This is a genomic window from Variovorax sp. AB1(2024), assembly GCF_037482385.2.
In the GTDB taxonomy this organism is placed as follows: Bacteria; Pseudomonadota; Gammaproteobacteria; order Burkholderiales; family Burkholderiaceae_C; genus Variovorax.
Window position 1 is genome coordinate 1,983,112 of the sequence record NZ_JBBHKP020000001.1, and the last position, 21,260, is coordinate 2,004,371.

Annotated in this window: 17 protein-coding genes; 11 read left to right on the top strand and 6 right to left on the bottom strand. The window is 67.6% G+C overall.

Features of this window, described 5'->3' with window-relative positions; translation table 11 throughout:
* The first annotated feature begins 97 nt into the window (after window positions 1-97).
* Window positions 98-871 (top strand): SDR family NAD(P)-dependent oxidoreductase, encoded by a 774-nt coding sequence (locus tag WIX39_RS09270; RefSeq protein WP_081268559.1) that lies wholly within the window; start codon window positions 98-100, stop codon window positions 869-871.
* Window positions 872-892: 21 nt separating this feature from the next.
* Here WIX39_RS09270 and WIX39_RS09275 read toward each other — a convergent pair whose 3' ends face one another.
* Window positions 893-1,852 (bottom strand): LysR family transcriptional regulator, encoded by a 960-nt coding sequence (locus WIX39_RS09275; RefSeq protein WP_081268558.1) that lies wholly within the window; start codon window positions 1,850-1,852, stop codon window positions 893-895.
* A gap of 144 nt (window positions 1,853-1,996) precedes the next feature.
* Between WIX39_RS09275 and WIX39_RS09280 the strand changes: the two genes are divergently transcribed.
* The 10 genes from WIX39_RS09280 (at window position 1,997) to WIX39_RS09325 (ending at window position 14,771) form a co-directional block, all read left to right on the top strand.
* The gene (locus WIX39_RS09280; RefSeq protein WP_409194946.1) at window positions 1,997-3,463 is read left to right on the top strand and encodes an aldehyde dehydrogenase family protein; all 1,467 of its coding nucleotides are present in this window, start codon (window positions 1,997-1,999) and stop codon (window positions 3,461-3,463) included.
* 75 nt (window positions 3,464-3,538) lie between these two features.
* The gene (locus tag WIX39_RS09285) at window positions 3,539-4,504 is read left to right on the top strand and encodes an ABC transporter substrate-binding protein (protein WP_081268556.1); all 966 of its coding nucleotides are present in this window, start codon (window positions 3,539-3,541) and stop codon (window positions 4,502-4,504) included.
* A gap of 12 nt (window positions 4,505-4,516) precedes the next feature.
* A complete protein-coding gene (gene chvE / locus WIX39_RS09290) occupies window positions 4,517-5,587 on the top strand; it encodes a multiple monosaccharide ABC transporter substrate-binding protein (RefSeq protein ID WP_081268555.1) in 1,071 nt (356 codons plus the stop codon).
* A 41-nt stretch (window positions 5,588-5,628) separates the two neighbouring features.
* Window positions 5,629-7,155 (top strand): multiple monosaccharide ABC transporter ATP-binding protein, encoded by a 1,527-nt coding sequence (mmsA, locus tag WIX39_RS09295; RefSeq protein ID WP_081268572.1) that lies wholly within the window; start codon window positions 5,629-5,631, stop codon window positions 7,153-7,155.
* Entirely contained in the window at window positions 7,142-8,356 is a 1,215-nt protein-coding gene (mmsB, locus tag WIX39_RS09300; protein WP_285413295.1) for a multiple monosaccharide ABC transporter permease, read from the top strand. Before mmsA ends, mmsB begins: the two co-directional genes overlap by 14 nt.
* A gap of 9 nt (window positions 8,357-8,365) precedes the next feature.
* Window positions 8,366-9,889: a sugar ABC transporter ATP-binding protein gene (locus tag WIX39_RS09305; RefSeq protein WP_285413296.1), complete on the top strand. Its 1,524-nt coding sequence runs from the start codon at window positions 8,366-8,368 to the stop codon at window positions 9,887-9,889.
* 139 nt (window positions 9,890-10,028) lie between these two features.
* The gene (locus tag WIX39_RS09310) at window positions 10,029-11,063 is read left to right on the top strand and encodes an ABC transporter permease (protein WP_409194947.1); all 1,035 of its coding nucleotides are present in this window, start codon (window positions 10,029-10,031) and stop codon (window positions 11,061-11,063) included.
* Complete coding sequence (yjfF, locus tag WIX39_RS09315; RefSeq protein WP_409194948.1) at window positions 11,060-12,097, top strand: galactofuranose ABC transporter, permease protein YjfF; 1,038 nt, start codon at window positions 11,060-11,062, stop codon at window positions 12,095-12,097. Before WIX39_RS09310 ends, yjfF begins: the two co-directional genes overlap by 4 nt.
* A gap of 8 nt (window positions 12,098-12,105) precedes the next feature.
* Entirely contained in the window at window positions 12,106-13,842 is a 1,737-nt protein-coding gene (locus tag WIX39_RS09320) for an IlvD/Edd family dehydratase (RefSeq protein ID WP_409194949.1), read from the top strand.
* An 11-nt stretch (window positions 13,843-13,853) separates the two neighbouring features.
* Entirely contained in the window at window positions 13,854-14,771 is a 918-nt protein-coding gene (locus tag WIX39_RS09325; RefSeq protein ID WP_081268549.1) for a dihydrodipicolinate synthase family protein, read from the top strand.
* A 45-nt stretch (window positions 14,772-14,816) separates the two neighbouring features.
* Here the strand turns inward: WIX39_RS09325 and WIX39_RS09330 are convergent, their stop codons facing one another.
* The 5 genes from WIX39_RS09330 to cphA (WIX39_RS09350) all read right to left on the bottom strand — a co-directional run bounded on the left by WIX39_RS09330 (window position 14,817) and on the right by cphA (WIX39_RS09350) (window position 21,167).
* Window positions 14,817-15,095, bottom strand: a complete 279-nt coding sequence (locus WIX39_RS09330; protein WP_081268548.1) for a hypothetical protein — start codon at window positions 15,093-15,095, stop codon at window positions 14,817-14,819.
* 162 nt (window positions 15,096-15,257) lie between these two features.
* A complete protein-coding gene (locus WIX39_RS09335; RefSeq protein WP_285413299.1) occupies window positions 15,258-15,695 on the bottom strand; it encodes a hypothetical protein in 438 nt (145 codons plus the stop codon).
* A 66-nt stretch (window positions 15,696-15,761) separates the two neighbouring features.
* Window positions 15,762-16,166 carry a hypothetical protein gene (locus tag WIX39_RS09340; RefSeq protein ID WP_409194950.1) on the bottom strand — a complete coding sequence of 135 codons (405 nt, stop codon included), beginning with the start codon at window positions 16,164-16,166 and terminating at the stop codon, window positions 15,762-15,764.
* A 158-nt stretch (window positions 16,167-16,324) separates the two neighbouring features.
* Window positions 16,325-18,892 (bottom strand): cyanophycin synthetase, encoded by a 2,568-nt coding sequence (cphA, locus tag WIX39_RS09345; protein ID WP_409194951.1) that lies wholly within the window; start codon window positions 18,890-18,892, stop codon window positions 16,325-16,327.
* A gap of 37 nt (window positions 18,893-18,929) precedes the next feature.
* Window positions 18,930-21,167 (bottom strand): cyanophycin synthetase, encoded by a 2,238-nt coding sequence (cphA, locus tag WIX39_RS09350; RefSeq protein ID WP_409194952.1) that lies wholly within the window; start codon window positions 21,165-21,167, stop codon window positions 18,930-18,932.
* Window positions 21,168-21,260: the final 93 nt, after the last annotated feature.

Sequence of the window (21,260 nt, forward strand, 5' to 3'; positions counted from 1 at the left end):
ATCGTATCAAGGCATATTGATAACTGAAATCAAAAATACTGGCATCGATTGATATTCATATTGCAATGTCAGTTGCCGGGCATCTGGAGACCATTTCTTGAATTCCCCTCAGCTTTCCATTCATCCGAGCCTGAAAGACCGCACGGTGTTCGTCACCGGCGGCGGCAGCGGCATCGGCGCGGCCATCGTCTCTGCCTTCGCGGCGCAGGGCGCGCGCGTGGCCTTCGTCGACATCGCCGAGAGCGCCAGCGCGGAACTCGCGCGGCAGATCGTGGCGGCCGGCCATGCGGCGCCGTGGTGGCGCACCTGCGACGTGCGCGACATCGCCGCGCTGCAGCAGGCCATTGCCGATGCGGCGGGCGAGCTCGGCGACTTCGCGGTGCTGGTCAACAACGTGGCGAGCGACGACCGCCACACGCTCGAGTCGGTCACGCCCGACTACTACGACAACCGCATGGCCATCAACGAGCGGCCGGCGCTGTTCGCGATCCAGTCGGTGGTGCCGGGCATGAAGCGGCTGGGCTTCGGCTCGGTGGTGAACCTGGGCTCCACCGGCTGGCAGACCAAGGGCTCGGGCTACCCCTGCTATGCGATCGCCAAGTCGTCGGTGAACGGCCTCACGCGCGGGCTGGCGGTGGACCTGGGCCGCGACCGCATCCGCATCAACACCGTGTCGCCCGGTTGGGTGATGACCGAGCGGCAGGTGAAGCTGTGGCTCGACGAGGAGGGCGAGAAGGCCTTGCACCGCAACCAGTGCCTGCCCGACAAGCTGATGCCGGAAGACATCGCGCGCATGGTGCTGTTCCTCGCATCCGATGACGCGAAGATGTGCACCGCTCAGGAATTCACCGTGGACGCCGGCTGGACCTGAAGCCGCGGCGGCCATCCGCCCTCAGTCGATCTCGAATTTGCGGCCGTACACGCTGAGGCTCGCGGTCTTCAGCGCCTTCATCATCACCCTGGCTGCCGGCGACAGCAGCCGGTCGGTGCGCGTGATGATGCCGAAGGCGTCCATGTGGCAGGGCATGTTCAGCGGCAGCAGCGACACGATGCCGTGCGATGCGTAGTAGCGCGCCACGTCGGTGGCCAGCACCGCCACCATGTCGCTCTGCTGCAGCATGCGCGTGATGAAGAGCAGGGCGGGGCTCTCGATGGTGTTGGTCGGCGGCGCCAGGCCTTCTTCCTGGAACATCAGCTCGAAGCGGTGGCGCAGCACGCTGCCCGCGGGCGGCACGATCCAGCCGGCGCTCACCACGTCGCGCAGCGTGAGGCCGCTCACGCCCAGCAGCGGATGGCCCGGCCGCACCAGCGCGCACACCGGCTCTTCGCTCAAGGCCTCGTAGCGCAGCTGCGCCTTGTCGTGCTCGGCGAACAGGCGCGCCACCAGGATGTCGAGCTTGCCCTGCTCGAGCCGCTCGATCAGCACCGGGCTGGTTTCTATCTCCAGCGACACCCGCAGGTCGGGCTGCTCGCGCTTGACCATGGCCACGGCCGGCGGCAGCAGCGTGAGCCCCGGCGCGGTGATGGCGCCCACGCTCACCTGGCCGAAGCGCCCGGCCTTCAGCGCGGTGAGTTCGTCGTGCGCCTGATTCAGGCTGGCGAGCGCGACGCGGGCGTGGCGGATCATGGTCTCGCCGTACCAGGTCGGGCGCATGCCGCGCGGCAGGCGGTCGAACAGCGGCACCTCCAGCACATCTTCCAGGTCCTTCAGCAGCTTGGACGCGGCCGGCTGCGTCATGTTGAGCACCTGCGCCGCACGGTGGATGTTGCCTTCCTCGGCCAGGGCCACGAGCAGCAGCAGTTGCCGCGTCTTGAGCCGGGCGCGGATGAACCAGTGGTTGTAGTTCGTCATTTTTCTTAAGACCAAGGACTGATCGGGTTTTCCAGAATCCAGCGATTGATATGCATTTTGCGTAAAAAACGATTGGATCGATATCGATTCTGTTCTTAGACTGCCCTCCAATTCAAGAACAACAGAGACAAGGTCGACGCCACGGTGATTCACGGCGAGATTCATCTGCACGTGCGGCAATACATCAATGGCCGCTGGGAAACCAGCGCGACCACCGGTGTGAGCGCCAATCCGTCGGACACCAGCGAAGTGGTGGCCGAGTACGCACGTGCCGACCGCCGCCAGGCCGAAGCGGCCATTCGCGCCGCCACCGAGGCCTTTCCGCACTGGAGCCACAGCACGCCGCAGCGGCGCGCCGACGTGCTCGACCGCATCGGCGCCGAGCTGCTGGCGCGCAAGGACGAACTGGGCCTGCTGCTGGCGCGCGAGGAAGGCAAGACGCTGCCCGAGGCCGTGGCCGAAGTGGCCCGCGCCGGCCAGATCTTCAAGTTCTTCGCCGGCGAGGCCATCCGTGGCGGTGCGGGCGGCGGCGGCGGAGAGAACGTGGCCTCTGTGCGCGCGGGCGTGCAGGTCGACGTCACGCGCGAACCGGTGGGCGTGGTCGGGCTCATCACGCCGTGGAACTCGCCCTTCGTCATTCCCGCCTGGAAGATCGCGCCCGCGCTGGCCCATGGCAACAGCGTGGTGTTCAAGCCGGCCGAGCTGGTGCCGGCCTGCGGCTGGGTGCTGGCCGAGATCATCAGCCGCGCCGCCCTGCCGGCCGGCGCATTCAATCTTGTGATGGGCAGCGGCCGCGAGGTGGGGCAGGCGCTGGTCGACAGCGCGCTGGTCGATGCGCTGAGCTTCACCGGCTCGGTGGCCAACGGCGAGCGCATCCTGCAGACCGCCGCCGCGAGGCGCGCGAAGGTGCAGCTGGAAACCGGCGGCAAGAACGCGCTGGTGGTGCTGGCCGATGCCGACCTCGACCGCGCCGTCGACTGCGCGGTGCAGGGCGCGTATTTTTCCGCCGGCCAGCGCTGCACCGCGTCGAGCCGGCTCATCGTCGAAGCCCCGGTGCACGACGCCTTCGTGGCAAAGCTGCGGCAGCGCCTCAAGGCGCTGAAGATCGGCCATGCGCTGGAACGCGGCATCGACATCGGCCCGGTGGCCGACGAGGAGCGCCTGGCGCAGAACCTCGCGTGGGTCGGCATCGCGCGCGAGGAAGGCGCCGAGCATGTGTGGGGCGGCGAGGCGCTGGAGCGTGCCACCCGCGGCCACTACATGAGCCCCGCGCTGTTCCTGGCGAAGCCTTCGCACCGGATCGCGCGCGAGGAAGTCTTCGGGCCGCTGGCCTGCGTGCTGCGCGCCGACGACTACGACGAGGCGCTGGCGCTGTGCAACGACACGCCCTTCGGCCTGTGCGCGGGCATCTGCACCAATTCGCTGAAGCACGCCATGCATTTCAGGCGCCATGCCGTGGTCGGCATGACGATGGTCAATTTGCCGACCGCGGGGGTGGACTTCCACGTGCCCTTCGGCGGCCGCAAGGGGTCGGGCTACGGGCCGCGCGAACAAGGGCGCCACGCCGCGGAGTTCTACACGACGGTGAAGACCGGCTACATGCTGGCCTGACCTGACGGGGTTTCGTTCATCACTACTACCAACAGTCAACTGCAAGTCCTCACGACATCGAGAAGGAGACATCCCATGACCATGAATCGCCGCACCCTCAACACCGCGCTCGCCGCCGCAGCCCTGGGCAGCATGCTGCCCGTGTCCGTCTTCGCGCAGAAGAAGCTCGTGCTGGGCTTCGCGCAGGTGGGCGCCGAAAGCGAATGGCGCACCGCCAACACCGAGTCGATCAAGTCGTCCGCCAAGGACGCCGGCATCGAGCTGAAGTTCTCCGACGCGCAGCAGAAGCAGGAGAACCAGATCAAGGCCATCCGCTCCTACATTGCGCAGAAGGTCGACGTGATCGCCTTTTCGCCGGTGGTCGAGTCGGGCTGGGAAACCGTGCTGCGCGAGGCCAAGGCCGCCAAGATTCCGGTGGTGCTGACCGACCGCTCCGTCAACACCAAGGACGACTCGCTCTACGTGACCTTCATGGGTTCCGACTTCGTCGAGGAAGGCCGCAAGGCCGGCCGCTGGCTGGTCGAGAAGATGAAGGACCAGAAGGGCGACGTGAACATCGTCGAGCTTCAGGGTACCGTGGGCTCGGCCCCGGCCATCGACCGCAAGAAGGGCTTCGAGGAAATCATCAAGGCCGACCCGAAGTTCAAGATCATCCGCTCGCAGACCGGCGACTTCACCCGCGCCAAGGGCAAGGAGGTGATGGAAGCCTTCCTGAAGGCCGACGGCAAGAAGATCAATGTGCTGTTCGCGCACAACGACGACATGGCCATCGGTGCGATCCAGGCCATCGAAGAGGCAGGCCTGAAGCCCGCGAAGGACATCGTCATCATTTCCATCGACGGGGTGAAGGGCGCCTTCGAGGCCATGATCGCCGGCAAGCTCAACGTGTCGGTGGAGTGCAGCCCGCTGCTCGGCCCGCAGCTCATGCAGGCGGTGAAGGACATCAAGGACGGCAAGACGCTGCCCAAGCGCATCGTGACCGTCGAAAGCATCTTCCCCATGGAAGTCGCCGCCAAAGAATTCCCCAACCGCAAGTACTGAGGACACCCCGACATGAAACGAAAATTCCTCAAGGCATCGCTCGCGGGCATCGCGTTCGCCATCGTCGGCTTCTCGCCGCTGGCCAGCGCGCAGGACAAGGGCCTGATCGCGATCTCGATGCCCACCAAGTCGTCGGCGCGCTGGATCGCCGACGGCGCCAACATGGTCAAGTACTTCAAGGACAAGGGCTACAAGACCGACCTGCAGTACGCCGACGACGACATTCCCAACCAGCTCGCGCAGATCGAGAACATGGTGACCAAGGGCTCCAAGGTGCTGGTCATCGCGGCCATCGACGGCACCACGCTGTCCGACGTGCTGCAGAAGGCGGCCGACAAGGGCGTGAAGGTCATTGCGTACGACCGGCTCATCAAGGGCTCGAAGAACGTCGACTACTACGCCACCTTCGACAACTTCCAGGTCGGCGTGCTGCAGGCGCAGTCGATCGAGGCGGCGCTGGGCCTGAAGAGCGGCAAGGGGCCGTTCAACATCGAGCTGTTCGGCGGCTCGCCCGACGACAACAACGCCTTCTTCTTCTACAACGGCGCGATGTCGGTGCTCGACCCGTACATCAAGAGCGGCAAGCTGGTGGTGCGCAGCAAGCAGATGGGCATGGACAAGGTCGGCACGCTGCGCTGGGACGGCGCGGTGGCGCAGGCGCGCATGGACAACCTGCTGTCGGCCTACTACACCAAGGACCGGGTGGATGCGGTGCTGTCGCCGTACGACGGCCTTTCCATCGGCATCCTGTCGTCGCTCAAGGGCGTGGGCTACGGCTCGGGCTCGCAGCCGATGCCCGTCGTGTCGGGGCAGGACGCCGAGGTGCCTTCCATCAAGTCGATCCTGCGCAAGGAACAGACCTCGACCGTGTTCAAGGACACGCGCGAGCTGGCCAAGGTGACGGTGTCGATGGTGGACGCGATGCTCTCGGGCAAGACGCCCGAGGTGAACGACACCAAGACCTACAACAACGGCATCAAGGTGGTGCCCTCCTACCTGCTCAAGCCGGTGAGCGTGGATGCGTCGAACTGGAAGCAGGTGCTGGTCGACAGCGGCTACTACAAGGAAAGCCAGATCAAGTGAGCACCGAAGGCAGCCTCGCCGATGCCGGCGCCATCCTGGAGATGCGCGGCATCACCAAGACGTTTCCCGGCGTGAAGGCGCTGAGCAACGTCAACCTCGGCGTGCGCGCCGGGGAGATCCATGCCGTGGTGGGAGAGAACGGCGCGGGCAAGTCGACGCTCATGAAGGTGCTCAGCGGCGTCTACCCGTGCGACTCCTACGAGGGCGAGATCCGCTTCGAGGGCGAGGTGCGCCGCTTCCGGGGCATTGCCGACAGCGAGAAGCTCGGCATCATCATCATCCACCAGGAACTGGCGCTGGTGCCGCTGCTGTCGATTGCCGAGAACATCTTCCTGGGCAACGAGATCACGCGCGGCGGCGTGATCGACTGGTTCGCCGCCTATGCGAAGACGCGCGAGCTGCTCGCCAAGGTGGGCCTGCAGGAGCCGCCGACCACGCTGGTGACCGACTTGGGCGTGGGCAAGCAGCAGCTGGTGGAAATTGCCAAGGCGCTGGCCAAGGAAGTGAAGCTGCTGATCCTCGACGAGCCCACCGCCAGCCTCAACGAGCGCGACAGCGACGCGCTGCTGATGCTGCTGCTGGAACTCAAGCGCCAGGGCATCGCGTCGATCCTGATCTCGCACAAGCTCAACGAGATCGCCAAGGTGGCCGACTCGATCACCGTGCTGCGCGACGGCGCGACGGTCGAGACCATGGACTGCCGCGCGCAGCCGATCAGCGAGGACCGCATCATCCGCGGCATGGTGGGGCGCGACATGGCGCATCGCTATCCGCAGCGCGCGCCGAAGATCGGCGAGACCGTGTTCGAGGTGCGCGACTGGCGCGTGCACCATGCGCTGCACGCCGACCGCGAACAGATCAAGGGCGTGAGCCTGAACGTGCGACAGGGCGAGATCGTCGGCATCGCGGGCCTCATGGGCGCGGGCCGCACCGAGCTGGCCATGAGCGTGTTCGGCAAGTCCTACGGCCAGCGCATCAGCGGCTCGGTGTTCATGCACGGCAAGCCGGTGGACGTGAGCACGGTGCGCAAGGCCATCGACCACGGCATCGCCTACGTCACCGAAGACCGCAAGGGGCTGGGGCTGGTGCTGGAGGAAGACATCCGCAGGAACATCAGCCTGGCCAACCTGGAGGCGGTGGCCGATTCGGCGGTGATAGACACCGGCCGCGAATTCAAGGTGGCCAACGAATACCGCAAGGCACTCAACATCCGCTGCTCCGGCGTGGAGCAGCTGGTGGTCAACCTGTCGGGCGGCAACCAGCAGAAGGTGGTCTTGAGCAAGTGGCTCTTCACCAAACCCGAGTTGCTGATTCTGGACGAACCCACGCGCGGCATCGACGTGGGCGCCAAGTACGAGATCTACACCATCATCGACCAGCTCGCGAGCGAGGGCAAAGGCATTCTCATGATTTCTTCTGAACTGCCGGAACTGCTCGGCATGTGCGACCGCATCTACGTGATGAACGAGGGCCGCTTCGTGGCCGAGTTCACTGCGGCCGAGGCTTCGCAGGAACGCATCATGCATGCCATCGTCAGCGCGGGGAGTTCCGTCCATGTCGCAGCCTGAAGTCAACGCGATGAAGCCGGCGGTGCCGGTGCAGGAAGGGGCGGCCAGGCTGCATGCAGGCTTCCTGAAGAACAACCTGCGCGAATACGGCATGCTGATCTCGCTGGTCGCGATCATGGTGCTGTTCCAGGTGCTGACCGACGGCACCTTGCTGCGCCCGCTCAACCTCACCAACCTGCTGCTGCAGAACAGCTACGTGGTCATCATGGCGCTGGGCATGCTGCTGGTGATCGTGGCGGGGCACATCGATCTTTCGGTGGGCTCGGTGTGCGGCTTCATCGGCGCGCTGGCGGCGGTGCTGATGGTGGAGTACGAGTGGCACTTCGTGCCGACGGCCATCGTGAGCATCCTCGCGGGCGCCGTCATCGGCGCGGCGCAGGGCTGGTTCGTGGCGTTCCGCAAGATCCCCTCGTTCATCGTCACGCTGGCGGGCATGCTGGTGTTCAAGGGGCTCACGCTGGCCCTGCTGGCGGGGCAGTCGGTGGGGCCGTTTCCGGTGGCGTTCCAGCGGCTCAGCTCGGGCTTCATTCCCGATCCGCTGGGAGGCGACACGCTGCGCCTCACGTCGCTCATCGTGGGCGCGCTGGCCGCCGTGGCACTGGTGTTCTTCAAGCTGCGGGGCCGCGCAAAGCTGGCGGCGCACGGCATGGAGCAGGAGCCGTATGCCTTCTTCCTGGTGAAGAACCTGTTCTTCGCGGCCATCATCCTGTTCTTCAGCTACCTGCTCTCCACCTACAAGGGCCTGCCGAACGTGCTGATCGTGATGGCGGTGCTGATCGTGGTGTACGACTTCGTCACCAACCGCACCACCCTCGGCCGGCGCATCTATGCGCTGGGCGGCAACGAGAAGGCGGCGCGGCTGTCGGGCGTGAAGACGCAGCGTCTGGCGTTCCTCACCTTCGTGAACATGGGCGCGCTGGCGGCGCTGGCGGGCCTGGTGTTCGCGGCGCGGCTCAACACGGCCACGCCCAAGGCGGGCCTGGGCTTCGAGCTGGACGTGATCGCGGCCTGCTTCATCGGCGGCGCCTCGGCTTCGGGCGGCGTGGGCCGGGTGATGGGCGCGGTGATCGGCGCCTTCATCATGGGCGTGATGAACAACGGCATGTCGATCCTGGGCATCGGCATCGACTACCAGCAGGTCATCAAGGGCCTGGTGCTGCTGGCGGCGGTGTTCATCGACGTCTACAACAAGAACAAGTGACGGCTTCGCATGGCTGACGACGACACTCCCTCGCCCGTGCTGGAGCTCAAGGGCATCCACAAGCAGTTCGGCGGCATTCCGGTGCTGCGCGACGTGCAGCTGCGCTTGTACCCGGGCGAGATCCATGCGCTGATGGGACAGAACGGCGCGGGCAAGTCGACGCTGATCAAGGTGCTGACGGGCGTGCTGCCATCGAGCGGCGGCCAGATATTCCTCGACGGCCAGCCGATTCACCCGCATTCGCCGCTGGAGGCGCAGAAGCTGGGCATCAGCACGGTCTACCAGGAGGTGAACCTGTGCCCGAACCTGTCGGTGGCGGAGAACGTGTTCGCGGGGCGCTATCCGCGCTGCGGTGTGGCGCAGGGCTTTCGCATCGACTGGGCCAGCGTCAATCGGCGCGCCGAAGAGCTGCTGGCGCGCATCGGCCTGGACATCGACGTGACGCGGCTGCTGTCGAGCTACTCGGTGGCGGTGCAGCAGATGGTGGCCATTGCGCGGGCGCTGGGCGTGTCGTCGAAGGTGCTGATCCTCGACGAGCCGACCTCGAGCCTGGACGACGACGAGGTCGAGAAGCTGTTCGAGGTGCTGCGGCGTTTGCGCGGCGAGGGACTGGCGATCGTCTTCGTCACGCACTTTCTCAACCAGATGTATGCGGTGTCCGACCGCATCACGGTGCTGCGCAACGGCAGCTGGATCGGCGAGTGGAAGGCGGCCGACCTGGGGCCGCAGGCGCTGATTGCCGCGATGCTGGGGCGCGAACTGGCGGCGCAGTCGGCACGGCCCGCGGCGTTGCCCGCGTTCGACGAAGCCGCCCCTGCGTTGCTGCAGGCCGAGGGGCTGGGCCAGGCCGGTCAACTGCAGGCGACGGACTTGCGCGTGCGTGCCGGCGAGGTCGTCGGCATCGCCGGCCTGCTGGGAGCGGGCCGCACGGAGCTCGCGCGGCTGCTGTTCGGGCTGGAGTCGCCCGACCGTGGCGTGCTGAAGGTCGATGGCCGTTCCGTCAGTTTCTCGAACCCGGCCGATGCGATCCGCGAAGGCCTCGCCCTCTGCCCGGAGGAGCGCAAGACCGACGGCATCGTTGCGGAGCTGTCGGTGCGCGAGAACATCGCGCTCGCCCTGCAGGCGCGGCTGGGCACGCGGCGCTTCCTGTCGCATGCGGAGCAGACCGAGATGGCGCAGCGTTTCGTCAAGTCGCTGGGCATCAAGACGGCCAGCGTCGAGACGCCCATCGGGCTGCTTTCGGGCGGCAACCAGCAGAAGGCCATGATCGCGCGCTGGCTCGCGACCGAGCCGCGGCTCCTGATACTCGACGAGCCGACACGCGGCATCGACGTGGCGGCCAAGCAGGAGATCATGGAAGAGATCCTGCGGCTCGCGAAGGCGGGCATGGCGGTGATCTTCATCTCGTCGGAGATGAGCGAGGTGGTGCGCGTGGCGCATCGCATCGTGGTGCTGCGGGACCGCAAGAAGGTGGGGGAGCTGCCGGGTGGTGCGACCGAGGACGAGGTCTACGAAATGATTGCCGCCGCATGATGCATCTCCTTTCTTTCTCCCTCCCCTTCCAGGCGAGGGCAGGGGTGGGGGCAGGCGGCCTCCACCTTCGCGCGGCGTTCGACGCCGCATGCCCCCATCCCAGCCTTCCCCCGAAAGGGGAAGGAGCAAGGCAGAACACATGAACCGCCTTTCATCTCTCATGAGCCATCGCCTGGCCTGGCCCATCGTCACCCTCGTGCTCCTGCTCGCGGTGAACACGGCCTTCAACGCCAGCTTCCTGCACCTCGAATGGCGCGACGGGCACCTGTACGGCAGCCTGATCGACATCCTGAACCGCGCGGCGCCGCTGGTGCTGGTGTCGCTCGGCATGACGCTGGTCATCGCCACGCGCGGCATCGACATTTCGGTGGGCGCGGTGGTGGCCATCGCGGCGGCGCTCGCGGCCTGGATGATCGGCGGCTCGGTGGCCAGCGACGTGAGCCGCTTCCCCATGTCGCTCGCCATCGTCGCGGCCATCGGCATCGCGCTGTTGTGCGGGCTGTGGAACGGCCTTCTGGTCGCCAAGGTCGGCATGCAGCCGATCATCGCGACGCTGATCCTCATGGTGGCGGGGCGCGGCATCGCGCAGCTCATTGCCGACGGACAGATCATCACGATCTACTACAAGCCCTTCTTCTTCCTGGGCAGCGGCTACCTGCTGGGGCTGCCGTTCTCGCTGTTTATCGCGGCGGCGGTGTTCGTGCTGCTGTACCTGGCCATCACGCGCACCGCGCTCGGGCTGTTCATCCAGGCGGTGGGCATCAACCCGACGGCGGCGCGGGTGGCGGGCGTGCAGGCGCGGCGCCTGATCGTCGGGGCCTATGCGTTCTGCGGTGCCTGCGCCGGCGTGGCGGGCCTGCTGATCAGCTCCAACGTGAAGAGCGCGGACGGCAACAACGCGGGGCAGCTGATCGAGCTCGATGCGATCCTGGCGGTCACGCTGGGCGGCACGGCGCTCACCGGCGGGCGCTTCAGCCTCGTGGGCAGCGTGATCGGCGCGCTGATCATCCAGACGCTGACTTATGCGATCTATTCGCTGGGCGTGCCGCCGGAGATCAACCTGGTGGTGAAGGCGGGCGTGGTGTTCGCGGTGATGCTGCTGCAGTCGCCGGAGTTCAGGGCGCAAGTGCGGGCGCTCGTGCAGCGGCCTGCGCATGAAGGAGCGCGGTCATGAGCGCGGTGATCGACGTGACACCCTCGCCGCAACCTTCTCCCGCTTCTCCCGCGCGCGGGAAAGGAAGCAGGAAGGGGCTCAACCCCAAGTACCTGCCGCTGGCGGCGACCATCTCGCTGTTCGTGCTGGTGGCCACGCTGGGTTCGGTCTTCTACGACGGGTTCTTTTCGGCGCAGGTGTTCCTCAACCTGCTGATCGACAACGCCTTCCTCATCGTCGTGGCGGTGGGCATGACCTTCGTGATCCTCTCGGGCGGCATCGACCTGTCGGTGGGCTCGGTGATCGCGTTGACCACCATGGTGTCGGCCTCGCTGGTAGAAAAACACGGCTGGAGCCCCGGCGTGGTGATTCCGCTGGTGCTGGTGATGGGCACGGCCTTCGGCGCCTTCATGGGGCTGCTGATCGAACGCTACCGGCTGCAGCCCTTCATCGTCACGCTGGCGGGCATGTTCCTGGCGCGCGGGCTGTGCTACCTCATCAGCATCGACTCGATCAGCATCACCAACACTTTCTATTCGGAGGTTTCGCAGATCCGCATTCCGGTCTGGGGCGAGGCCTCGGTGTCCATCAGCGCGGTGATCGCGGTGGCGGTGCTGCTGGCGGCGATCTTCATCGCGCATTGCACGCCCTTCGGCCGCGCGGTGTACGCCATCGGCGGCAGCGAACATTCGGCCATGCTGATGGGCCTGCCGGTGCGCCGCACGCTCATCGGCGTGTACACGCTCTCGGGCTTCTGCTCGGCGCTGGCGGGCGTGATCTTCACGTTCTACATGCTCTCGGGCTACGGCCTGCATGCGGTGGGGCTGGAGCTCGACGCCATCGCGGCGGTGGTGATCGGCGGCACGCTGCTCACGGGCGGCGTGGGCTACGTGGCGGGCACGCTGTTCGGCGTGCTGATGCTCGGGATCATCCAGACGCTGATTTCCTTCGACGGCACGCTGAGCTCGTGGTGGACCCGCATCGTGGTCGGCGCGCTGCTGTTCGTCTTCTGTTTGCTGCAACGCTTCTTTACCTCGCGCTCTCCACGGCGCTGATTCAACCCATGACAAAGAAACTTCGTTCGACCGAATGGTTCGGCTCGGCCGACAAGAACGGCTTCATGTACCGAAGCTGGATGAAGAACCAGGGCATTCCCGACCACGAGTTCGACGGCCGGCCGATCATCGGCATCTGCAACACGTGGTCGGAGCTCACGCCGTGCAACGCGCACTTCCGCAAGATCGCCGAGCACGTGAAGCGCGGCATCTCCGAGGCGGGTGGTTTTCCGGTGGAGTTCCCGGTGTTCTCCAACGGCGAATCGAACCTGCGGCCCACCGCCATGCTCACGCGCAACCTCGCGAGCATGGACGTGGAAGAGGCGATCCGCGGCAACCCTGTCGATGCGGTGGTGCTGCTCACGGGCTGCGACAAGACCACGCCCGCGCTGCTGATGGGCGCGGCGAGCTGCGACATACCGGCCATCGTGGTCACGGGCGGGCCGATGCTCAACGGCAAGCTCGACGGCAAGAACATCGGCTCGGGCACGGCCGTATGGCAGCTGCACGAATCGCTGAAGGCGGGCGAGATCAACCTGCACCAGTTCCTCTCGGCCGAAGGTGGCATGTCGCGTTCGGCGGGCACCTGCAACACCATGGGCACGGCCTCGACCATGGCCTGCATGGCCGAGGCGCTGGGCACCTCGCTGCCGCACAACGCGGCCATTCCGGCGGTGGATGCGCGGCGCTACGTGCTTGCGCAGATGTCGGGCATGCGCGTGGTCGAGATGGCGAAGGAAGGGCTCACGCTGTCGAAGATCCTCACGCGCGAAGCCTTCGAGAACGCCATCCGCGTGAATGCGGCCATCGGCGGGTCGACCAATGCGGTGATCCACCTGAAGGCGATCGCGGGGCGCATCGGCGTCGAGCTGGAGCTGGAAGACTGGACGCGCATCGGCAGCCACACGCCGACCATCGTCGACCTGATGCCTTCGGGGCGCTTCCTGATGGAGGAGTTCTACTACGCCGGCGGGCTGCCCGCCGTGCTGCGCAGGCTCGGCGAAGCCGGCCTGCTGCCGCATCCGGGCGCGCTCACCGTCAACGGCCAGTCGATCTGGGACAACGTGCGCGAGGCACCCAGCCTCGACGACGAGGTGATCCGCCCGCTCGACAAGCCGCTCATCGCCGATGGCGGCATCCGCATACTGCGCGGCAATCTGTCGCCGCGCGGCGCGGTGCTGAAGCCATCGGCCGCCACGCCCGCGCTGCTGAAGCATCGCGGCAAGGCGGTGGTGTTCGAGAACCTGGAGCACTACAAGGCGCGCATCGTCGACGAAGACCTGGACATCGACGCGAGCTCGGTGATGGTGCTGAAGAACTGCGGCCCCAAGGGCTATCCCGGCATGGCCGAGGTGGGCAACATGGGCCTGCCGCCCAAGCTGCTGCGCCAGGGCGTGAAGGACATGGTGCGCATCTCGGATGCGCGCATGAGCGGCACGGCGTACGGCACGGTGGTGCTGCACGTGGCGCCCGAGGCGGCCGATGGCGGCCCGCTCGCGGCGGTGCGCGACGGTGACTGGATCGAGCTCGACTGCGACGCGGGGCGGCTGCATCTGGACATCAGCGACGAGGAGCTGGCGGCGCGCCTGGCTTCGTTGTCCGCTTCGGACGCGCAGCCGATGAGCACGCGCGGCGGCGGCTACCAGAAGCTCTACGTCAACCATGTGCTGCAGGCCGACGAGGGCTGCGACTTCGATTTTCTTGTCGGCTGCCGCGGCGCCGCCGTTCCCCGCCATTCACACTGAATCACACCAGCATGACCCCCAGATACCGCGGCATTTTCCCGGTGGTGCCCACCACCTTCACCGAACAGGGCGCGCTCGACATCGAGAGCCAGAAGCGCTGTGTCGACTTCATGATCGACGCCGGTTCGGACGGCCTGTGCATCCTCGCGAATTTCTCGGAGCAGTTCGTGCTGTCCGACGAGGAGCGCGAGGTGCTCACGCGCGCGATCCTCGAACATGTGAAGGGCCGCGTGCCTGTGATCGTGACCACCACGCACTACAGCACCAAGGTGTGCGCCGAGCGCAGCCGCCGCGCGCAGGACATGGGCGCTGCAATGCTGATGGTGATGCCGCCCTACCACGGCGCGACTTTCCGCGTGCCCGAGCCGCAGATCTTCGAGTTCTATGCGCGGCTGTCGGACGCGGTGGGCATTCCGATCATGATCCAGGACGCGCCGGCCAGCGGCACCGTGCTGTCGGCGCCGTTCCTCGCGCGCATGGCCAAGGAGATCGAGCAGGTCGCGTACTTCAAGATCGAGACGGCCGGCGCGGCGTCGAAGCTGCGCGAGCTGATCCGCCTTGGCGGCGACGCCATCGAAGGGCCGTGGGACGGCGAAGAAGCCATCACGCTGATGCCCGACCTCGACGCGGGAGCGACCGGTTCGATGACCGGTGGCGGCTATCCGGACGGCATCAGGCCGATCATCGAGGCGCACCGTTCAGGCGACCGCGACAAGGCTTTCGCGCTCTACCAGCAGTGGCTGCCGCTGATCAACTACGAGAACCGGCAAGCCGGCCTGCTGGCCTGCAAGTCGCTGATGAAGGAGGGCGGCGTGATCGCATGCGAAGCGCCGCGTCATCCGCTGCCGCCGATGCACCCCGACACGCGCACCGGACTGATCGAGACCGCAAGGCGGCTCGATCCGATGGTGCTGCGCTGGGGGAAATGAGGAGGCGGGGAGAAGGAGAAAACGCGAACGGGCCTCGGGGGCCGTTCAGGCTTCGGGCGTGGGCGTGGCGCTGGCTTTTTCGAGTTCGCTGACCTGCAGGGACAGGTCGAACAGCTTGGACTTGCTGGCGTAATAGCGGTCGAGCCGCCATTCCTTCAGGATGTCCATGGCAAGCTGGAAGCTCTTGTAGTCGAGGTTGTAGAGCGTGATCAGTTCGAAGCTGCGTTCGGACTCGAGCGCCAACACGAGCTGGGCCAGAATCTTGGCCGATTCGTTGGCCGGGTCCGTTTCTATGAATCGGCGAGCGACCTTGATGGCATTCATGGGGAGTGGTTCCTCGGTAGGCAGGGACCGAGAACTATAGCTAGCACTCCTTTGCCTTTTATGACAGTCGTGTGACAACGGAGGGTATCCATTGGGGTTTCCCCTCAATTGCACACAAGGGCCGGTCCTGCCTCATGCGGCGGGCCAGCCCCGGGTAGCCGATCAGCGCATGGGACGCATCGGCATGGGCATCGGTTCCGGCGGCGGCGCCGGCACGACAGGCACCAGGGTGGTGGTCACCGATTCGCGGATCACGCCACCGCCCATCACGCTGCCGTCGACCATGGCGCGGGTGTCGCCCATGCTGCCGAGCACGCGGGCTTCGCAGGCCGAGCGCTCGGTAGGCGGCTGCAGGCTGCAGCGTGCCAGGGCATTGGCACGGTAGTCCGGGGCGCTGGTCAGGCCGCCGCGGGCAGCTGCCTGGCGCGCCGCGCCCGCTTCGCGGATGCAGGCCGCACGGTCCTGCTGGTTGTGGCCGCAGACGGCCAGTTCCCGCTGGTACGTGCTGGAGGATTCGCCTGCGGCCGAGGCGATGGTGGTGGCGGTCAGCCCGCCTGCGGCGAGCAGGGCCAGGATGATCGAACGCGTATTGCTTTTCATGGACGGCTCCTTGGAGTCAGCTAAAAGAAAACCGGGAAATGTTGGACCGGCGTGGATGTGCCGGGTTCAACGTGCGGGCTGTGCCGGCAGCGGCGTCACGGTCTCGCGGATCACGCCGCCGCCCATCACGCTGCCTTCGGTGGTGGTGCGCGCGCCGCCCTTGATGCGGGCTTCGCATTCGGCCTGGTCGGGGCCGGGCTGCTCGCTGCAGCGGGCGAGTGCGTTGACCTGCTCGCGCGGGGCGCTCGGCGTGGTCAGGCCGTCGCGCCTGGCCTCCTGGCGTGCGGCGCCGGCTTCGCGCAGGCACGCGGCGCGGTCTTGCTGAACGCCGTCGCAGGTGGCGCGTTCCTTCTGCATCCGCGCGTCGGAGCCCGGTGCCTGCGCGCTGGCCGTCTGGCCGCCGAAAACGATGAAGCCGCTGGCGGCGAAGAGTGCCGTGGCGGAGAGAAGTGAACGAACTGTTTTTGTCATGCGGGCTCCTTGGTTGGGCCACGCCATCCGCGAAAGGAGGTGCGTGACCGGAGCCACAGTGTGGTGTCGGCGTGGGGTGCGCGTCTGTGGGACAGGCCGCACCGTACCGCCGGGCCGGACGCGCCCATCGGTGTGGGACGTGTCCGGCAAGGCGGGCGTCAGCCCGCTGCTATGCGCTGCGCGAGGTGAGCGAGCGCTTCCTCGACCTGGTCGACGAGGATCAGCGAAAGATCGCCGGGCTGCAGGCGGGCCAGCGCGGTGTCGATGGCGACGAACTCTCCGCGGATCTCGTCGATGTAGCGCGTGCGCGCGGCGCCCTGCAGGCCCTGGCGCAGCAGCGCCATGACTTCGCCGTCGGCACGGCCGCGCTGCGCCGCGTCCTGGTAGAGGATCACGTCGTCGAAGGCCTGGCCGAGGATGGCGGTCTGGTCGCGGATATCGGAATCGCGCCGGTCGCCCGCGCCGCTGATGACCACCGAGCGCTTCTTCGCGGGCATGGTGTCCACGGCCGACACCAGCGCGCGCATGGCGTCGGTGTTGTGGCCGTAGTCGGCGATCACGGTGGCGCCGCGGTAGTCCATGACGTTGAAACGCCCGGGCACGCCGGCGGCGTCGTTCATGAAGCTCGCGAGGCCGCTGCGGATGGTGTCCCAGTCCAGGCCCACGGCCCATGCGGCGGCCACCGAGGCCATCACGTTGTCGACCTGGAAGCCGATGGTGCCGCCGCGGGTGATGGGCACGTCGCGCAGCGCGATGCGTTCGCGCCACGAGCCTTCGGCGGCCACCAGCGTGTCCTGGTCGACGTACACGGTGCGCTTGCCTTGCGCGCGGTGCGTGGCCATGACCGGGTGCATGCGGTCGGCGGTGAAGAAGATCACGTGGCCCGGGCAGCCCGCGGCCATGGCCGCGACGTTCGGGTCGGCGGCGTTGAGCACGGCGTAGCCGTCGGCGGCCACGTTGCGCACGATCACGCGCTTGAGCACCGCGAGGTCTTCCACCGTGGTGATGTAGTTCAGGCCCAGGTGGTCGCCGCTGCCGATGTTGGTGACCACGGCCACCTGGCAGCGGTCGAAGCCCAGGCCCTCGCGCAGCACGCCGCCGCGGGCCACTTCGAACACCGCCGCGTCCACGTCGGGGTGCATGAGCACGTTGCGCGCGCTCTTGGGGCCGCTGCAGTCGCCGCTGTCGGTCTGGCGTCCGTCGACGTACACGCCGTCGGTGTTGGTCATGCCGGTGCGCAGGCCGCTGGAAGCCAGCAGGTGGTTGATGAGGCGCGCGGTGGTGGTCTTGCCGTTGGTGCCGGTGACGGCGACCACGGGGATGCGGCCGTCGTCGCCGTGGGCGAAGAGCGTGTCCATCACCGCTTCGCCCACCGCGCGGCCGCGGCCGAACGAAGGCGAGATGTGCATGCGCAGGCCGGGCGCGGCGTTTACTTCGACCACGCCGCCGTGCTGCTCCTCGAGCGGGCGCAGCACGTTCTCGCAGACCATGTCGACGCCGCAGATGTGCAGGCCGACCATCTGCGCCGCGTCGACGGCGCGCGCCGCGACTTCGGGGTGCACGGTGTCGGTCACGTCGGTGGCGGTGCCGCCGGTGGAAAGGTTTGCGTTGTTGCGCAGCACCACGCGCTGGCCGCGCGCGGGCACGCTGTCGGGCGTGAGGCCCTGCGATTCGAGCCGGCCGATGGCGATGTCGTCCAGTCGGATCTTGGTGAGCGAGGTGGCATGGCCCTCGCCGCGGCGCGGGTCGAGGTTCACGGTGTCGACCAGCTGGCGCACGGTGAGCACGCCGTCGCCGATGACCTGCGGCGGATCGCGGCGCGCGGCGGCCACCAGGCGATCGCCCACCACCAGCAGGCGGAAGTCGAAACCGGGGAGAAACTTCTCGACCATCACCTCGCCGTAGGCGGCGGCCGAGTCGTAGGCCGATAAAAGCTCTTCGCGCGTGTTGATGTTGACCGTGACGCCCTTGCCCTGGTTGCCGTCCTGCGGCTTCACCACCACGGGCAGCCCGATTTCGAGTGCGGCGGCCCAGCCGTCTTCGGCGTCGCGCACGGGGCGGCCCAGCGGCACCGGCACGCCGGCGGCATTGAGCAGCTGCTTGGTCAGTTCCTTGTCCTGCGCGATCGATTCGGCCACGCCGCTGGTGCTGTCGACCTCGGCGGCCTGGATGCGGCGCTGCTTGGAGCCCCAGCCGAACTGCACCAGGCTGCCGCTCGTGAGGCGGCGGTATGGAATGCCGCGCGCCACTGCGGCGTCGACGATGGAGCCGGTGCTCGGGCCCAGGCGCTCGGACTCGTCGAGGTCGCGCAGCTCGGTGATGGCGGCTTCGGCGTCGAACGGGGTGTCGGCCTGGGCGGCGGCGATGAGCTGTTCGGCCAGTTCGGCGGCGCGGCGGCCCACGGCCTCCTCGGTGTACTGGAACACGACCTGGTAGACGCCTTCTTCCACCGTGGGCGAGGTGTGGCCGAAGTTGACGGCGCAGCCGGCCTGGGCCTGCAGCGCGACGGCGGCGTTCTCCAGCACGTGGGCCAGCGCCAGCGGCTGGCCCAGCACCATCGGGTGCAGCTCGCCGATGGTGGGGAAGCGGGCGCGCAGGCGGTCCTCGAAGCCGGCGAGCCGGCTGACGGCGTTCTCGTCGCCGTGGCAGGCCACGACTGCCTCGATGGCGGTGTGGCGGCTCCAGAGGTTGGGCCCGCGGAGGGCCCGGATGCGGGTGACTTTCATGGTCGGCGTGGGACTGCTTGCGGGCTGGCGCGGGGGCTCAGGCCAGCTGGGGTTGAAGGGGCTGGGTCTGCGACAGCTGGAGCGAGGCCAGCGCGGCCTGCAGGTCGGCCTCGAAGGCCTCCACGCCGGCGCCGATCAGGTTCAGCGGAATGCCCATGGCCCAGGCCGCGGCCACGGCGGCCAGCAGGCTCTCGAGGCTCACGCCGGCGTGGGCGGCGCGCCACACGGTCAGCCGGCCGAGGCCGGGCAGGAACGACTCGCTGCTGCCGTTGGCCAGCACCACGCGGTCCTGCCGCACCAGCACGGCCTTGCCGCCGGCGGCCTGGTGCGCGGTGAGCGCGGCGGCCTGCGGGTCGGCCGCATAGAGGATGACGGCACCGTCGCACAGCGGCGCGAGGCCTGCCACGCGGGCGTCGTCGGCATTCAGCACGGCGGTACCTTCGGACAGCACCACGTCGACCTGCGTGCGCAGCACCTTGACCATCTGGTCGCTCTCGGTGATGTCGTAGTCGGCCAGGGCTTCGCAGCCGTCGAGGTCGGTGACGATGCCGACTTCGCAGCGGTCGTAGGAGAGGCCGTCGCGCAGGATGGTCTCGGCGCCGTTCTCGATCACCACGGCCTGCACGGCGCGGTTCACGAGCAGGCGGTGGCCGGCGTCCCAGTTGGCGCTGTCGCGCGCGTCGACGCGGCGGCGCTCCAGGAACAGGCCGTCGCGGCAGGCCAGGCCGGTGTGGCGCCCGCCCAGGCCGACCAGCCACGCCACCAGGCGCGCCAGCACGGCGGTGTCGCGCGAGCCGGCCACGCCGACCACGGGAATGCGGCCGGGCGCGTCGTTGGGGAACAGGTGGTCGCAGATGGCGCGGCCCACCGGGCGCGGCGAACCGACGGCCGGCTTCAGGTGCATCAGCAGGCCGGGGCCGGCGTTGACTTCGACGATGGCGCCGCGCTGCGGGCCCAGCGGCTTGGAGATGTCCAGCGCCACGAGGTCGATGCCGGCAATGTCGAGGCCCACCACGCGCGCGGCCAGCACGGCGGCATGCGCGACTTCGGGGTGGACCTGGTCGGTGCAGTCGTTGGCCATGTTGCCGTTGCGCTGGATCGTGACCACGCGGCCGGCGGCCGGCACGGCGTCGGCGTCCAGCTCCTGGCGCTTGAGTTCGAGCTGCAGCTTGGCGTCGGTGTCGATGACGATCACATCGAGCGGGAACTCTTCCTCGGCGCCGCGGCGCGGGTCGCTGTTGAGCTGCTTCTCGATCAGTTCGCGCACCGTGGCCTGCCCGTCGCCGGTCACGGTGATGATCTCGCCGCGCGCGGCCGCCACCACTTCGCCGCCCACCACCAGCAGGCGGTGTTCGTGGCCGCGGATGAAGCGCTCGACCATCACGTCGCTGCCCTCGGGCTCGGCGACCGCGAAGGCGGCAATGACTTCCTCGCGGGTGGTCAGCTCGAGCGAGACGCCCCGGCCGTGGTTGGCGTCGGATGGCTTCACGACCACGGGCAGGCCGATGTCCTCGGCGGCTTCCCAGGCTTCTTCGGCATTGGCGACCACCTGGCCCTCGGGCACGGGCACGCCGCAGCTCGCGAGCAGGGACTTGGTCAGTTCCTTGTCGCTGGCGATCGATTCGCCGATGGCGCTGGTGTAGTCGGTTTCGGCGGTCCAGATGCGCTGCTGGTTGGCGCCGTAGCCCAGTTGCACCAGGTTGCCGCTGTTCAGCCGCATGTGGGGAATGCCGCGGTCGGTGGCGGCGGCCACGATGGCGGCGGTGCTCGGGCCGAGGTAGCAGTCCTCGACCTTGGCCTTGACCGCGTCGACGGCCTTCTGCACGTCGGCGGCGGTGAACGGGTCGTTGTTGATGGCAGCCATCAGCAGGCGGTGGCCCTCGGCGAGCGCCACGCGGGCGACCTGCTCGTCGCGCGCCCGGAACACCATGCGGTACACGCCGTGTTCGGAAGTACTGCGGGTTTGCCCGAAGCCGGTCGGCATGCCGGCCAGGTTCAGCAGCTCGATGACCACGTGTTCGAGCACGTGGCCCGACCAGGTGCCTTCGGTCAGGCGCTGGATGAAGCCGCCGCGCTCGCCGACGCCGCAGTGGTGCTCGATGAGCGCCGGCAGCAGCCCGGTCAGGCGGTCGGTGAAGCCGTCTATCTTGTTGGAGGGGTAGTCTTCCAGTTGACCCAGATCGAGCCAGACTTCGAGCACCGGACGGTAGGTCCAGAGATTGGGACCGCGCAAATAATTGATGCGCAGCAATTGGATGTCGTCGAAACGGGTCATGCAAACGTTCGATGTGCTTTGGCCGAGCACCGCGGCGCCTTCAAGCGCGCCCATGGCGATCGGTCAGAATCGGCGCCCGACCAAGGGCGCCAT